The following is a 13,873-nucleotide window of genomic DNA, read 5'->3' as shown; positions in this document are numbered from 1 at the left end:
CTTGAACTCGACCCGGTCGGAAGGCATTCGGGTCTTGATCCCGAATGCCTTGTGCAGCTTGTCCCCCTTGCCAGGATGGACAAGGTTGCGTGGGCATGTGTCGGGAAAGGCGAAACAATTCATCCGAGGTGAGGGCAGCGCGAAGATGGCCGAACACAATCTGTTCCTGTTACTGGCCTGCCTTCCCTTTGCGACGTCGCTGATCCTGTTGACCCTGTCGCCGAACGCGCGCGGCGCATCGACCTGGCTGTCGGGCCTGTCGCTGGTTGCCGGCCTGGCGATCCTGGCGGGGTTCCTGCCCGGCATCCGCGAAGGCGACGTGCTGCGCGCCAGCCTGGAATGGGTGCCCTCGCTGGGGATGAACCTGGCCTTCCGGCTGGACGGATTTGCCTGGCTGTTCACCACGCTGGTGCTGTCGATCGGCGTGCTGGTGGTGATCTATGCCCGCTACTACATGTCGGCCAAGGATTCGCTGCCGCGCTTCTATGCGCTGCTGATGGCCTTCACGGGGGCGATGCAGGGGATCCTGATTTCCGGCAACGTGCTGGGAATGGTCGTCTTCTGGGAACTGACGTCCTTCATGTCCTTCCTGCTGATCGGCTTCTGGCACCAGGGGGCGGCGGCGCGCGACGGGGCGCGGACGGCGCTGATCATCACCGCGCTTGGCGGGCTGTGCCTGCTGACGGCGATGCTGATGCTGGGGCATGTCGCGGGCAGCCATGACCTGGGGGTGATCCTGCGGTCGGGCGACGCGATCCGCGCGCATCCCTGGTATGGCGCGATCCTGGCGCTGTTCCTGCTGGGCGCCTTCACCAAGTCGGCGCAGTTCCCGTTCCATTTCTGGCTGCCCGGCGCCATGGCCGCGCCGACGCCCGTATCGGCCTTCCTGCATTCCGCGACCATGGTGAAGGCCGGGGTCTTCCTGCTGGTGCGCTTTTCCCCTGCCTTGGGGGGAACCGAGGCATGGTTCTTCACGGTCACGGGCATCGGCATGGTCACGCTGATCCTGGGGGCGGCGGTCGCGCTGTATCGCCACGACCTCAAGGGGCTGCTGGCCTATTCCACGATCAGCCACCTGGGCCTGATCACCGCGCTTGCGGGGATCGGGGGACCGGTGGCGATCCTGGCCGCGATCTTCCACATCTGCAACCATGCGGTCTTCAAGGCGTCCCTGTTCATGGCGGCGGGGATCATCGACCACGAGACCGGCACGCGGGACATGCGCCGGCTGTCCGGCCTGTTCAAGCCGATGCCCATCACCGCGACCCTGGCCATCGTCGCGGCCGCGGCCATGGCGGGGGTGCCGCTGCTGAACGGGTTCCTGTCCAAGGAGATGTTCCTGGCCGAGGCCGTGTACTGGCACAACGGCACCTGGCTGGACAACGCCCTGCCCTATCTCGCCATCGTCGGCAGCACCCTGTCCGTCGCCTATTCGCTGCGCTTCATCGCCACCGTCTTCTTTGGCCCGCAAGCCACCAACCTGCCGAAGACCCCGCACGAGCCGCCCGCCTGGATGCGCCGCCCGGTGGAACTGCTGGTCTTCATCTGCCTTGTCGTGGGCATCCTGCCCGCGCTGACCCTGGGTGCCATCGTCAACATCGCCGCGCGTTCGGTGGTCGGTCCCGACCTGGCCTATTACAAGATCGCCATCTGGCACGGGGTGAACGCGCCCCTGATGCTGAGCCTGATCGCCCTGGCGGTGGGCACCCTGATCTATGCCCTCAGCGCGAAAGCCATCGCCACCGGGCCGGAAGGTCCGTTCCTGCTGCACCGCATCCGGGGCCAGCGCATCTATGACTGGCTGCTGTTCCGGCTGACCTGGCGCCTGCCGCGCCTGGCGCTTGGCCTGGTGTCCACCGAATCCCTGCAGCCGCAACTGCGACTGCTGGTGCTGACCGCCCTTGCGGTGGCCGTGGCCTCGCTGTGGGGTGGACTGAGCTTTGCGCCCGAACTGCGGCTGCACGCATTCAATCCCGCCTTCGCCCTGTTGTGGACCGTCGGTGCGGCCTGCGCCATCGGCGCGGCCTGGCAGGCCAAGTATCACCGCTTCGCGGCCCTTGTCCTGCTGGGCGGCGCAGGGGTCGTGACCTGCCTGACATTCGCGTGGTTCTCGTCCCCCGACCTGGCTGTGACGCAGCTGCTGGTCGAGGTGGTGACGACCGCCCTGCTGCTGCTGGGCCTGCGCTGGCTGCCCAAGCGCCGGTCCGAAATCCCCGAGGACAAGCTGTTGCCCGCCAAGATCCGGCGCAGCCGCGATCTGGTGATCGCAGTCGTCGGGGGCTTGGGCATCGCGTCCATCGCATTCGCCGTGATGTCGCGCCCGGTGGTCAGCAACGTGGGCGACTGGTTCCTGGGCAACGCCTATTACGAAGGCGGCGGCACCAATGTGGTGAACGTGATCCTGGTCGATTTCCGCGCCTTCGACACTTTCGGCGAAATCGCCGTCCTCGCGATCGTCGGGCTGACCGTTTATGCCCTTCTGCGCCGCTTCCGGCCCGCCCCCGAAAGCATCGAGGCGCCGGACCAGCAGACCATGGCCGACAGCCCGTCCGTGGATGACTACCTGTTCGTGCCCTCGGTCATCATGGTCTGGATGTTCCCGATCCTGATCATGCTGTCGGGCTATTTCTTCTTCCGGGGCCATGACCTGCCGGGCGGGGGCTTTGCCGCGGGGGTGACGCTGGCCATCGGATTCCTGATCCAGTACATCGCCAGCAACGTCCGCTGGGTCGAGGCGCGCATCACCGTCCTGCCGATCCGCTGGATGGGCTTCGGTCTTCTGGGCGCGGTGACGACGGGAATGGGGGCCTGGGTCTTCGGCTATCCGTTCCTGACGGCCCATGCGCGCTATGTCAATATCCCGCTTGTCGGCCAGGTGCCCGCCGCGACGGCCCTGCTGTTCGACATCGGCGTCTTCGCCACCGTGGTGGGCGCCGTCGTGCTGATGCTGGTCGCCATCGCCCACCAGTCGCTGCGCGCCAGCCGAAGGCGAGAGCAGGAGGAACTAGCCGCCCGGAAGGAGGCCGCCTGATGGAAATCATCCTTTCCGCCGCCATCGGCATCCTGTCGGCATCGGGCATCTGGTTGCTGCTGCGCCCGCGCAGCTTCCAGGTGATCATCGGGCTGTGCCTGCTGTCCTATGCGGTCAACCTGTTCATCTTCTCGATGGGACGGCTGACCCCCGGCGCGCCGCCGATCATGCCCAAGGGCGGCTTCGTCGATCCCACGCTTTACGCCGACCCGGTGCCGCAGGCCCTGGTCCTGACCGCCATCGTCATCAGCTTCGCCACCACGGCGCTGTTTCTTGTGGTGATGATCGCTTCCCGGGGCCTGACCGGCACCGACCACGTTGACGGAAAGGAACGCAGCCAGTGATCAGCGAACACCTGATTATCGCGCCGATCCTGATCCCCTTCGTCGTGGGTGCCTTGATGCTGCTTTACGACGACCGCCAGCGGGGGGCCAAGTTCTGGCTGAGCCTGGCCTCGACGGCCGCGCAACTGCTGATCGCGGTCGAGCTGGTGGTCCGCGCCAAGATCGGCGGCGACATCGGCGACGCCGAGGGGATGAGCTTCTACCTGCTGGGCGACTGGCCCGCGCCCTTCGGGATCGTCCTGGTGCTGGACCGCCTGGCGGCGATGATGCTGGTCCTGACCGCGCTTCTGGCGATCCCGTCGCTGGTCTATGCCCGCGCGGGTTGGGGACGGCAGGGTCCGCATTATTATTCGCTGTTCCAGTTCCTGCTGGTCGGGCTGAACGGCGCCTTCCTGACCGGCGACCTGTTCAACCTGTTCGTGTTCTTCGAAATCCTGCTGGCCGCGTCCTATGGCTTGCTGCTGCACGGATCGGGGCAGCTGCGCGTCCGGGCCGGATTGCATTACATCGCGATCAACCTGGCCGCGTCGCTTCTGTTCCTGATCGGGGTCAGCCTGATCTATGGCACGACCGGCACGCTGAACATGGCGCATCTGGCCAATCTCGTCGCCTCGATGCCCGGAGAGGACCGGCCGCTGCTGCACGCGGCCATCGCGATCCTGGCGGTGGCCTTCCTGGTCAAGGCAGGCAGCTGGCCGCTGAACTTCTGGCTGCCCACCGCCTATATGGCGGCTGCGGCCCCGGTCGGCGCGATGTTCGCGATCATGACCAAGGTCGGCGTTTATGCGATCCTGCGGCTGTCGATGCTGGTCTTCGGGGAAACCGGCGGCGCCTCGGCCGGGTTCGGATCGGGCATCCTGATCATGCTGGGGATGTTCACAGTCCTGTTCGGGCTGCTGGGGATCCTCGCCTCGCAGGGGTTGGGACGGATGGCCGCGCATTCCGTCCTGATCTCGTCGGGCACCGTTCTGGGCATCACCGGCTTCGCCCTGGCAGGGGGCGGGCAGGCGATGCTGTCGGGGGCGCTCTACTACATGATCGGTTCGGTCCTGGCGACCGGCGCCCTGTTCCTGCTGATCGAGCCGATGAACCGGGAGGACGGCGGCATCGCCGCGATGCTGGCGCTGACCGCCGACGCATACGGCATCGACGACGCCGACATGGAGGAGGAGCCCGACGTGGGCCTGGCCATCCCCGCCACGATGGCCGTGCTGGGGGGCTGCTTCGCGCTGTGCGTGCTGATGCTGGCGGGCCTGCCGCCGCTGCCGGGCTTTGTCGGCAAGATCGCAATGATCCAGCCCCTGATCGCGCAGACCGCGCTGCCTGCGGGGCTGGCCTGGGGCTTCGTGGCGCTGCTGATCCTGTCGGGCCTGGCCACGCTGATCGGCATGGCCCGGATCGGCATCCAGACCTTCTGGGCCAATGACGTGCCCTTGCCCCGCGTCCTGGCGCTGGAAATCGCGCCGGTGATCGCGATCCTGCTGATCCTGGGCACGATCAGCTTCAAGGCCGAGGTGATGCTGCGCTATACCGGCGGGACCGCCCATGCCCTGCACGACACGGCGGCCTATGCCTATGGCGTCTTCGCCACGCCCCGCGCCGCCGACCGACCCGCCGACGAGGAGGCGCAGCAATGAGCCGCCTTTTCCCCCATCCGGTGCTGGCGGTCTCGCTGATCTTCATGTGGCTGATGCTGACGCGCTTTTCGCTGGGCTATCTGATCCTGGGAACGGTGCTGTCGCTGGTGGCGGGCTGGGCCTATTCGGCGCTGCATTCCGCCCGCCCCCGGATCCGCCGCTGGTCCACCATCCCCCGGCTGGGCGTGACGCTGTTTCTGGACATCATCCGGTCCAACATCGCGACCACCCGCCTGCTGCTGACAGAAGGCCGCAACGGCCGCCAGTCGGCCTTCATCCAGATCCCGCTGACCGTCACCAATGCCAATGCCCTGGCCGTTCTGTCGATCATCGTCACCGCGACCCCCGGAACGGCCTGGGTGGAATACCAGACCGACACGGGCATCCTGATCGTGCATATCTTCGACGGAGCCGAGGCCGAGCATTACCACGAGGTGATCAGCAACATCTATGAACCCATGCTGATGGAGATCTTCGAATGAGTGGAATGATCCTGACCATCGCGCTTGGCTATGCGCAGATCGCCCTGGCCCTTGCGGGCTGTCTGGTCGGCACGCGGATCCTGCGCGGGCCGCGCGCCCAGGACCGGGTTCTGGCGCTCGATTCGCTTTATGTCTCGGTCATGCTGCTGTTCCTGGTGACGGGGATGCAGCTTGGCACCGCCTTCTTCTTCGAGGCGGCGATGGTGATTTCCATCATGGGCTTCGTGTCGTCGGTCGCGCTTGCCAAGTTCCTGTTCCGGGGCGAGGTGATCGAATGAGCCCGCTGGATTCCATCCCCCTGTTCCTGGCCATTCCCGTGGCCTTCTTCGTCTTCCTGGGCGCCACGCTGACGCTGATCGGGGCGCTTGGCTTTGCACGGCTGAATTCGTTCTATGACCGGCTGCACGCCCCGACGCTGGCGACCAGCTGGGGGACGGCCTCGGTGATGATCGCATCCTCGCTGATGTTCAGCTTCATCGACGGTCGGGCCATCATCCACGAATTCGTGATCGGAGCCTGTATCATCCTGACCACGCCGGTCACGCTGATGATGCTGGGCCGGGCCGCCCTGATGCGCGACCGCGCGGAACGATCCGACGCCCTGCCCGAGGAGATGCATATCCGCCCCCGGCCGCAGGATCCGCCCGCACAGACCTGACATGCGCCGCGCGGTCGTCATCATCGCCCTTTTGCTGGGTTCCGGCTTTGCGGCGCGGGCCGATGCGCCGCTGATCGTCCTTGACCAGACGCGCCTGCCCTTCGACCTGGGTCCGGGCCACCCGGCCAACAATCCGGCAAGCCCCGGCAATTCCCCGAATGGCGCTTGGAATTCGTCGGGCAACACGGCCAATGCGGCCACTGCCTGGCAGAACCGCCCCTCCAACCCCGACAACGAACAGCGGCTGATCATCACCGCCGATGGCGGCGTTCTGGGATACTACGCCACCAATTCCGGCGGCGTGCTGAACCTGTTCGACGTGAACGGCCGCCGCATCGCCTATCGCCCCGCACGCGGCACCAAAAGCCTGTTCACCGTAACCGGGCAGTGGTGCGGCACGGTCGATGGCGGGACGCGCAGCTTCGTGCTGGCCGTGACGCCCGACTGCGCCGCCCGCTTCGGCCGCTGACAGGACCGCCGCATCACCGTTACATTCGCCCCTTAGACCGACCCAGCATTGCCGGAGTGGACCATGACCGACGAACCCAAGGACTGGCTGGAAGCCGAGCTTCAGGAAACCCTGGACGAGGATTACGAGATCGAGCTGGAAGACGCCGTCCTGTCCGAGGAGATCCGCCGCATCTATCGCGAAAACCGGCCCGAGCAGATGGACCGAAAGCTGTATTTCCGCGAATTGCTGCGCCTGCAGACCGAGTTGATCAAGCTGCAGGACTGGGTCGCCCATACCAAGGAAAAGGTCGTCGTCATCTTCGAGGGCCGCGACAGCGCGGGCAAGGGCGGCGCGATCAAGCGCATCACCCAGCGGCTGAACCCGCGCGTGGTCCGCACCGTGGCCCTGCCCGCCCCATCCGACCGCGAAAAGACCCAATGGTATTTCCAGCGCTACGTCCCCCACCTGCCTGCCGGGGGCGAGATCGTGCTGTTCGACCGAAGCTGGTACAACCGCGCGGGCGTCGAACGCGTGATGGGCTTTGCCACCGAGGACGAGGTGGACCAGTTCTTCCAGGACGTGCCCGAATTCGAACGGATGCTGGTCCGGTCGGGGATCCGGCTGGTGAAATACTGGTTTTCCATCACCGACGAGGAACAGCAGATGCGCTTTCTGATGCGCATCCACGACCCGCTGAAACAGTGGAAATTGTCGCCCATGGACCTGGAATCGCGGGTCCGCTGGGAAGCCTATACCAAGGCCAAGGAAGACATGCTGGAACATACCAACATCCCCGAGGCGCCCTGGTATATCGTTCCCGCCAACGACAAGAAGCGCGCCCGCCTGAACTGCATGAGCCATCTGCTGAGCATCATCCCCTATGCCGAAGTCCCGCATGAGGAGGTGACCTTGCCCGACAGGGTCTTCAACCCCGATTATGAACGCGATGTCTTGTCACGCGATCTTTATGTGCCGCAGAAATATTGACATAATATGCAATTTAATCAACGACGAGTTTAACTTAGTATTGTTTTTACCCTTAATTCTTGAACTGCGCGGATATCCCCGTAAGATGAAGGCATGTTCCGAAATATGCTGAACCGCCTTTTCACGGAAGATATCGATCCGCGCCCCCTGGCTGCGGACGATGCCGAAATCGCGGTGGCTGCCCTTCTGGTCAGGGTGGCGCGTGCGGACGATCATTACCACGCGACGGAACGGAAGCGCATCGACCAGGTGCTGGCCCAACTTCATGGCCTTGGCCCGTCCGAGGCTGCCGAACGCCGCGCCGCAGCCGAGATGATCGAGGCCGAGGCCCCCGACACCGTGCGCTTCACGCGGCTGATCAAGGATCGCGTGCCGCTGGAGGATAGGGTCGCCATCATCGGCGCGATGTGGGACGTCTCGCTGGCGGACAATCACCGCACCCCGCACGAGGAAACGGCGATCCGGCTGGTGGCCAGCCTTCTGGGCGTCACCGACCGCGAATCCGCCATGCAGCGCCAAAGGGTCGTGGGCGGGCGCTAGAACCCCAGCCGGTCGCGCAGCCCATACCAGGCCATCCCTGCCACCAGAAGCGGGCTGCGCAGCATCGACCCGCCGGGGAATGGTCGGGACGGGATGGCGGCCATCGCGTCGAAACCGTCGGATTGTCCCGCCACGGCATCGGCCATCAGCTTTCCCGCAAGCGTCGCCAGGGCAACCCCATGACCGGAATAGCCGCCCGCCGACAGGCAGTTCGGCGCGGGCCGGGCGAAATGCGGCATCCGGTTCATGGTGATCGCCAGCGTGCCGCCCCAGGCATGGGTGATCCGAACATGCCGCAGTTGCGGATAGACCGACAGAAGATGCGGGCGCACAAGGGCCGCGATGTCCTTGGGGAAACGATACCGGACAGTCTCGCCCCCGCCGAAGATCAGGCGACGGTCGTCGTCCAGCCGCCAGTAATTGACCACGAACTTGGTGTCGGCGGCGGCGATGTTCCGGGGCAGGATCTCGGGGAAGTCGCGGTCCAGGGGTTCGGTCGCAACGATATAGTTGTTGATCGGCATGACCCGCGCGGCCACACGCCCGTCCAGGCGGCCCTGATAGCCGTTGCCCGCCAGGATGACGTGATCGCAGACGATCCGGCCCGTGTCGCACAGCACGCGGCTTTTGCTGGTGGCGGTTCCGTGTTCGATCCGGTGGACATGCGTTCCCTCGTGGATGCGCACGCCCGCCGCCATCGCAAGTCGCGCCATGCCAAGCGCAAGGTTCAGGGGCTGGACATGTCCCGCGCCCCAGTCCACGTCCCCGCCGGCATAGGCCTTGCTGCCCAGTTGCGCGACCATGCCGTCGCGGTCCAGCGGCTGGACCTTGTCATAGTCGTAATGCGCCGCAAGATGCGCGGCCATCCAGGCGGCATGATCGACCTCGGCCGCGCTGCGGCAGGCATGGGCCACGCCGTCGCGGATCGGCACATCCGCTTCCCCAGCCAGGGACCGGACCAGGGCCTTGGCATCCTCGGCCAACACCCACAGGCGGCGGGCGGTGTCGCGGCCAAACCGGCTTTCCAGCCAGTCCACTTCCTGCCTCTGGCCCGATCCGATCTGGCCGCCATTGCGCCCCGATGCGCCAAAGCCCACCCGATGCGCATCGACCAGAACCACGTCGCGCCCCACCCGCGCCAGATGCAGCGCCGCCGACAGCCCGGTATAGCCCCCGCCCACCACCGCGACATCGGCGCGCGTTTCTCCCTTCAGCGCGGGCTGGCGGTCAAGGGCCGTGCAGGTGTCGGCATAGACGCTTGGCGGATATTCCCCGCGCCGGTCGTTGGCATAAAGCAGCTTCATACGTTCAGCAGCAGGTGTTCGCGTTCCCAGGGGCTGATGACCTGCAGGAACTCCTTGTATTCGTTGCGCTTGACGGATTCGTAAACGGCGGTGAAATCCTCGCCCAGGACGCCGCGCATGGGCGCGTCCTCGGACATGATGTCCAAGGCATCGCCCAGGTTATAGGGCAGTTCGTCCTGCGACGACATGTAGGCATCGCCCAGGCATTCCCCGCGCGGATTTTCCGCCTCGACCAGGCCCAGGTATCCGCAGGCCAGGCTGGCCGCGATGCCCAGGTAGGGGTTGCAGTCCATCCCCGCCAGCCGGTTTTCCACCCGCCGCGCCTCGGGCGACGAGATCGGGACGCGCAGGCCGGTCGTGCGGTTGTCGCGGCCCCATTCCAGGTTGATAGGCGCGGCGAAGTCCGGGACGTATCGGCGATAGCTGTTCACATAGGGCGCCAGCAACGCCACGGCGGCGGGCAGGTGCTTCTGCATCCCGGCGATGAAATGCAGGAACTCGGGCGTCTCGCCCCCCTTGTGGTCCGAGAAGATGTTGCGCCCCGTCGCCAGATCCACCACCGAGTGGTGGATATGCATGGCGCTGCCCGGTTCGCCCTCGATGGGCTTGGCCATGAAGGTGGCGAAGCAATCGTGGCGCAACGCGGCCTCTCGGATCAGGCGCTTGAAATAGAAGATCTCGTCCGCCAGCGCCACAGGATCGCCGTGGTTCAGGTTGATTTCCACCTGCCCCGCGCCGCCTTCCTGAAGGATGCCGTCGATCTCGAATCCCTGGGCCTCGGCGAAGTCATAGATGTCGTCGATGACCTTGCCGTATTCGTCCACGGCGGACATGGAATAGGCCTGCTTGGCCGCAGCCCGCCTGCCTGTCCGGCCCATCGGCGGGATGATGGGCTGGTTCGGGTCGATGTTGCGGGCGACCAGGAAGAACTCCATCTCGGGCGCGACAACCGGCTTCCAGCCCCGCTGGCGGTACAGGTTCACCACCCGCTTCAGCACGTTGCGCGGCGCGATGGGCACTGGATTGCCCTGCTGGTCATAGGCGTCGTGGATCACCTGCAGCGTCCAGTCGGCCGTCCAGGGCGCGGCGGTCGCGGTGGTGAAATCCGGGGTCAGGATCATGTCGGGTTCGGTGAAGGCCCCTGCCGGATTGTCGGCCCATTCCCCCGTGATCGTCTGCAGGAAGATGGAATTTGGCAGATAGAACTTGTCCTGCCGCGCGAATTTCGACGCAGGCATGGCCTTGCCGCGCGCGACGCCCGCGATGTCGGCCAGGATGCATTCAACCTCGTCCAGGCGGCGTCCGGCCACGAAGTCGCGGGCGGCCTGCGGCAGTCTGTCGATCCAGTCGCTCATGCGGCACCCCTGCTGATGGCGCGGGGCTGCTTGAAGAAGGCCTCGATCCGTTCGGCGACGGCGTCCGAACCCTTGGCTTCGCCCATGCGGCCGGTCGCGCGGTCCATCAGGTCCTGGGGCACGCGGCCCTTGCCGCGCTTGTCCATCAGCCCCTTGATGAAGTCGTCGGTAAACTCGGGATGCGCCTGCACCGTGAAGGCCCGGTCGCCATAGATCAGCGCGGCGTTTTCGCAGAATTCGCTGCGTCCCGCGACCTGCGCGTCCTTGGGCAGCACCACCACCTGATCCTGGTGCCAGGCGTTCAGCCGCAGCGTCTCGCCGCCGAAATCGTAATCCTGCGTGCCTACCGACCAGCCGCCCTGATGCTTGACCACCGTGCCGCCAAGCGCCTGCGCGATGATCTGGTGACCGAAGCAGATGCCGACCATGGGAACGGCGGCGTCATAGGCGTCGCGGATGAACCGTTCCAGGGGCGCAATGAAGGGATGATCCTCATAGGCGCCGTGACGCGACCCGGTCAGCAGCCAGCCGTCCTGGTCGAGGACGCTTTCGGGAAACTCCATCTCCTCGACATGCCAGGTGCGGAACTGGAAGCCCCGTCCGTCCAGAAGCCGGACGAACATGTCGGGATAATCGCCCATGTCCTGTTTCAATTCGGCGGGCGCCTGGCCGCATTGAAGAATGCCGATGCGCATGAAGTCCCTGCGATGCTGCTGTCGGCGGCAAGGTAGTCGCCGGAACGGGGGGGCCGCAAGGGGGCCTTTCGCATATTTGAAACAACCCCCGATTATGACGAAATAAATATCAATATAAAATAATGGCGCTTTTATTTATAATGAGGCATTATTTTCGGGTATTAAAATGGACCCTTTTGCCAATATATTTACCATTGTGGGTTTGCATCTTGCCGTGGCAATGACGCCCGGTCCCAACACCCTTGCGATATGTTCGGTCGCAAGTACCGGATCACAACGCGACGGGCTGTCCGTGGCGGTCGGGGTAGTCGTGGCAACCGGCCTTCTGGCCGGCATCGCGATCCTTGGCGCAGGGGCGGTAATTGCTCGGAATCACTACCTTTTCCTGGGTCTTCGGGTGGTGGGGGCGCTTTATCTGATCTGGATCGGCCTGCGGATCCTGACTGCGCCCGCCATCCCCAAGGCGTCGGTCATCAAGGGCCAGCCCTTCCTGGTCGGGCTTCTGACGGCGCTGACCAATCCCTTCGCCATTGCCTTCTGGTTCGGAACATTTCTGGCGGCAGTTCCCGCATCCGCGCCGGATCATTTCTATGCCCGCATATTCGGGCTGATTATCCTTCAAAGCCTGATCTGGTATTCGTCGCTGGCCATCCTGTTCTCGACCGCGATGCGCGGCCGGACCCTGGGAACGGCGCGGCTGATGCGTTACGTCACGGCAGGGGCGCTGATCCTGATCGGGACAAGCGCAATCGTCCCCGGCTGAACCTGCGTCCTTTGGCGGTCTGGCGGCCCGGGGCGGCACAGGCTACGCTGCCCCCGGCTTGGACAGGAGAGCGCGATGCCCCATCTTCACCCCGACATCGACCCGAACGGGCTTGACGAATTCTCGGTCGTGTTCACCGACCGGTCGCTGAACCACATGTCGCAGCGGTTCCAGCAGGTGATGCGCGACCTGTCCGCGACCCTGGCCGAAGTTTACGGCGCGGCCGAGGTCGCCATCGTGCCCGGCGGCGGCACCTATGCGATGGAGGCCGTCGCCCGCCAGTTCGGCACCGGCCACGCGCTGATCGTCCGCAACGGCTGGTTCAGCTTTCGCTGGAGCCAGATCTTCGACATGGGCGGCTTCGCGCGCGAGACGACGGTGGTGATGGCCCGCCCCGCCGGGAACGAGCCGCAGCCCGCCTATGCGCCCCCGCCGATCGAGGAAGTCGTGGCGAAGATCCGCGAGGCGCGGCCCGACGCGGTCTTTGCGCCCCATGTCGAAACCTCGGCCGGGTTGATCCTGCCCGACGATTACATCCGGGCGCTGTCGGACGCCGCGCATGAGGTCGGCGCGCTGATGGTGCTGGACTGCATCGCGTCCGGCGCCATCTGGGTGGACATGAAGGCAACCGGCGTGGACGTGCTGATCTCGGCCCCGCAGAAGGGGTGGTCGGCTTCGCCCGCCGCTGGTCTGGTGATGCTGTCGGAACGCGGGGCGGAACGGCTGGCGGCGACCGACAGCAACAGCTTCGCGCTGGACCTGAAGAAATGGCGCGCGATCATGGCCGCCTATGAAAATGGCGGCCACGCCTATCACGCGACCATGCCGACCGATGCCCTGCTGGGCCTGCGCGACGCGATGGAGGAAACGCGCGCCATGGGATTTGACGCCGCCCGCGACGCGCAATGGCGGCTGGGCAACGCGGTGCGCGACATGCTGGCCCAGCGGGGCGTCCGGTCGGTGGCCGCGTCCGGCTTTGCCGCGCCGGGGGTGGTGGTCAGCTATACCGACGACCCCGACATCAAGACCGGCAAGAAATTCGCGGCCCAGGGGATGCAGATCGCGGCCGGGGTTCCCCTGGCCGTGAACGAGGGGGACGCCTTCTCGACCTTCCGGCTGGGCCTGTTCGGGCTGGACAAGCTGAAGGACGTGGACGGCACCGTGGCCCGGCTGCGGGCGGTGATGGACAAGGTGATGCCAGCCTGAACCGGCGGAAAGAACGACAGGCCCGCCCCTTCGGGGCGGGCTTTTTGCATTTTGGGGGCCGGAGAATGATCTTCTCTGGCCCCCATCATTTTCGAAACGTCTTTGCTCTTGCTAAAGACGACTTTCCCTGTCGTTATTTGTGTCATAGAAGGCAGCGAGTCACAGGAGAAGACGGCCATGACGATCCAGGGTCGGAACATCGACGCAAAGGCCCGCCCGCTTTATTCGGTCCGGCTGATCGACCGGCGCACCGGCCAGGTCCACCGCCTGAACGGCGCACCCCTTCTGGCGCTGAGCCAGGAACCCCATGCCGCGGCCGCCTCCATGCTGGAAGGCCGCGATCCTGAACTGTGGGAAGCGCGGATCGAGCCGCTTTTCACCCGCGCCACGCAATGACGACAGAATTCCTGGGAGACGGTT

General features: G+C 65.4%; 15 protein-coding genes. 12 read left to right on the top strand and 3 right to left on the bottom strand.

Annotated features, from left to right (window positions below):
- Window positions 1-145: 145 nt before the first annotated feature.
- The 9 genes from CK944_RS02590 to CK944_RS02550 all read left to right on the top strand — a co-directional run bounded on the left by CK944_RS02590 (window position 146) and on the right by CK944_RS02550 (window position 8,130).
- The gene (locus CK944_RS02590; protein WP_103171692.1) at window positions 146-3,031 is read left to right on the top strand and encodes a monovalent cation/H+ antiporter subunit A; all 2,886 of its coding nucleotides are present in this window, start codon (window positions 146-148) and stop codon (window positions 3,029-3,031) included.
- A complete protein-coding gene (locus CK944_RS02585; protein WP_103171470.1) occupies window positions 3,031-3,375 on the top strand; it encodes a Na+/H+ antiporter subunit C in 345 nt (114 codons plus the stop codon). The genes CK944_RS02590 and CK944_RS02585 overlap by 1 nt, the downstream gene beginning before the upstream one ends.
- Complete coding sequence (locus tag CK944_RS02580; protein WP_103171469.1) at window positions 3,372-5,012, top strand: monovalent cation/H+ antiporter subunit D; 1,641 nt, start codon at window positions 3,372-3,374, stop codon at window positions 5,010-5,012. The genes CK944_RS02585 and CK944_RS02580 overlap by 4 nt, the downstream gene beginning before the upstream one ends.
- Window positions 5,009-5,494: a Na+/H+ antiporter subunit E gene (locus CK944_RS02575; RefSeq protein ID WP_103171468.1), complete on the top strand. Its 486-nt coding sequence runs from the start codon at window positions 5,009-5,011 to the stop codon at window positions 5,492-5,494. The genes CK944_RS02580 and CK944_RS02575 overlap by 4 nt, the downstream gene beginning before the upstream one ends.
- Window positions 5,491-5,772, top strand: coding sequence for a K+/H+ antiporter subunit F (locus CK944_RS02570; protein WP_103171467.1), 282 nt, complete (start codon window positions 5,491-5,493; stop codon window positions 5,770-5,772). The genes CK944_RS02575 and CK944_RS02570 overlap by 4 nt, the downstream gene beginning before the upstream one ends.
- On the top strand, window positions 5,769-6,152 hold the full coding sequence (gene mnhG, locus CK944_RS02565; protein WP_103171466.1) for a monovalent cation/H(+) antiporter subunit G: 384 nt from the start codon (window positions 5,769-5,771) through the stop codon (window positions 6,150-6,152). The genes CK944_RS02570 and mnhG overlap by 4 nt, the downstream gene beginning before the upstream one ends.
- Before the next feature lies 1 nt (window position 6,153).
- Window positions 6,154-6,621, top strand: coding sequence for a hypothetical protein (locus tag CK944_RS02560; protein ID WP_103171465.1), 468 nt, complete (start codon window positions 6,154-6,156; stop codon window positions 6,619-6,621).
- Window positions 6,622-6,684: 63 nt separating this feature from the next.
- Window positions 6,685-7,590 carry a polyphosphate kinase 2 gene (gene ppk2 / locus CK944_RS02555; protein ID WP_103171464.1) on the top strand — a complete coding sequence of 302 codons (906 nt, stop codon included), beginning with the start codon at window positions 6,685-6,687 and terminating at the stop codon, window positions 7,588-7,590.
- Window positions 7,591-7,683: 93 nt separating this feature from the next.
- The gene (locus CK944_RS02550) at window positions 7,684-8,130 is read left to right on the top strand and encodes a TerB family tellurite resistance protein (protein ID WP_103171463.1); all 447 of its coding nucleotides are present in this window, start codon (window positions 7,684-7,686) and stop codon (window positions 8,128-8,130) included.
- Here CK944_RS02550 and CK944_RS02545 read toward each other — a convergent pair.
- From CK944_RS02545 to CK944_RS02535, 3 genes are read right to left on the bottom strand one after another with little or no spacing between them, the layout of a single operon-like run.
- Entirely contained in the window at window positions 8,127-9,434 is a 1,308-nt protein-coding gene (locus tag CK944_RS02545) for an FAD-binding oxidoreductase (RefSeq protein ID WP_103171462.1), read from the bottom strand. The genes CK944_RS02550 and CK944_RS02545 overlap by 4 nt on opposite strands.
- Window positions 9,431-10,789, bottom strand: coding sequence for a glutamine synthetase family protein (locus tag CK944_RS02540; protein ID WP_103171461.1), 1,359 nt, complete (start codon window positions 10,787-10,789; stop codon window positions 9,431-9,433). Before CK944_RS02540 ends, CK944_RS02545 begins: the two co-directional genes overlap by 4 nt.
- Entirely contained in the window at window positions 10,786-11,484 is a 699-nt protein-coding gene (locus CK944_RS02535) for a type 1 glutamine amidotransferase (protein WP_103171460.1), read from the bottom strand. The genes CK944_RS02540 and CK944_RS02535 overlap by 4 nt, the downstream gene beginning before the upstream one ends.
- A 220-nt stretch (window positions 11,485-11,704) precedes the next feature.
- On the opposite strand from CK944_RS02535, the gene CK944_RS02530 reads away from it, so the two are divergent.
- From CK944_RS02530 to CK944_RS02520, 3 genes are all read left to right on the top strand, one after another.
- The gene (locus tag CK944_RS02530) at window positions 11,705-12,247 is read left to right on the top strand and encodes a LysE family translocator (protein ID WP_158247937.1); all 543 of its coding nucleotides are present in this window, start codon (window positions 11,705-11,707) and stop codon (window positions 12,245-12,247) included.
- A gap of 75 nt (window positions 12,248-12,322) precedes the next feature.
- Complete coding sequence (locus tag CK944_RS02525) at window positions 12,323-13,453, top strand: aminotransferase class V-fold PLP-dependent enzyme (RefSeq protein ID WP_103171458.1); 1,131 nt, start codon at window positions 12,323-12,325, stop codon at window positions 13,451-13,453.
- Window positions 13,454-13,630: 177 nt separating this feature from the next.
- Window positions 13,631-13,849, top strand: coding sequence for a hypothetical protein (locus CK944_RS02520; RefSeq protein ID WP_103171457.1), 219 nt, complete (start codon window positions 13,631-13,633; stop codon window positions 13,847-13,849).
- The last annotated feature ends 24 nt before the right edge of the window (window positions 13,850-13,873 follow it).

The organism is Paracoccus sp. SY, from assembly GCF_002901215.1.
In the GTDB taxonomy this organism is placed as follows: domain Bacteria; phylum Pseudomonadota; class Alphaproteobacteria; order Rhodobacterales; family Rhodobacteraceae; genus Paracoccus; species Paracoccus acridae.
The sequence above is the reverse complement of the archived record's forward strand: the minus strand, read 5'-3'. Positions and strand labels throughout refer to the sequence as shown.

What these genes read in the sequence shown, in the direction of transcription:
- CK944_RS02525 (WP_103171458.1), top strand. Translation starts at nt 12,323, where the DNA reads ATGCCCCATCTTCACCCCGACATCGACCCGAACGGGCTTGACGAATTC.
- CK944_RS02520 (WP_103171457.1), top strand. Translation starts at nt 13,631, where the DNA reads ATGACGATCCAGGGTCGGAACATCGACGCAAAGGCCCGCCCGCTTTAT.
- CK944_RS02545 (WP_103171462.1), bottom strand. Translation starts at nt 9,434, where the DNA reads ATGAAGCTGCTTTATGCCAACGACCGGCGCGGGGAATATCCGCCAAGC.
- CK944_RS02540 (WP_103171461.1), bottom strand. Translation starts at nt 10,789, where the DNA reads ATGAGCGACTGGATCGACAGACTGCCGCAGGCCGCCCGCGACTTCGTG.
- ppk2 (WP_103171464.1), top strand. Translation starts at nt 6,685, where the DNA reads ATGACCGACGAACCCAAGGACTGGCTGGAAGCCGAGCTTCAGGAAACC.
- CK944_RS02550 (WP_103171463.1), top strand. Translation starts at nt 7,684, where the DNA reads ATGTTCCGAAATATGCTGAACCGCCTTTTCACGGAAGATATCGATCCG.
- CK944_RS02590 (WP_103171692.1), top strand. Translation starts at nt 146, where the DNA reads ATGGCCGAACACAATCTGTTCCTGTTACTGGCCTGCCTTCCCTTTGCG.
- mnhG (WP_103171466.1), top strand. Translation starts at nt 5,769, where the DNA reads ATGAGCCCGCTGGATTCCATCCCCCTGTTCCTGGCCATTCCCGTGGCC.
- CK944_RS02570 (WP_103171467.1), top strand. Translation starts at nt 5,491, where the DNA reads ATGAGTGGAATGATCCTGACCATCGCGCTTGGCTATGCGCAGATCGCC.
- CK944_RS02560 (WP_103171465.1), top strand. Translation starts at nt 6,154, where the DNA reads ATGCGCCGCGCGGTCGTCATCATCGCCCTTTTGCTGGGTTCCGGCTTT.
- CK944_RS02530 (WP_158247937.1), top strand. Translation starts at nt 11,705, where the DNA reads ATGACGCCCGGTCCCAACACCCTTGCGATATGTTCGGTCGCAAGTACC.
- CK944_RS02585 (WP_103171470.1), top strand. Translation starts at nt 3,031, where the DNA reads ATGGAAATCATCCTTTCCGCCGCCATCGGCATCCTGTCGGCATCGGGC.
- CK944_RS02575 (WP_103171468.1), top strand. Translation starts at nt 5,009, where the DNA reads ATGAGCCGCCTTTTCCCCCATCCGGTGCTGGCGGTCTCGCTGATCTTC.
- CK944_RS02535 (WP_103171460.1), bottom strand. Translation starts at nt 11,484, where the DNA reads ATGCGCATCGGCATTCTTCAATGCGGCCAGGCGCCCGCCGAATTGAAA.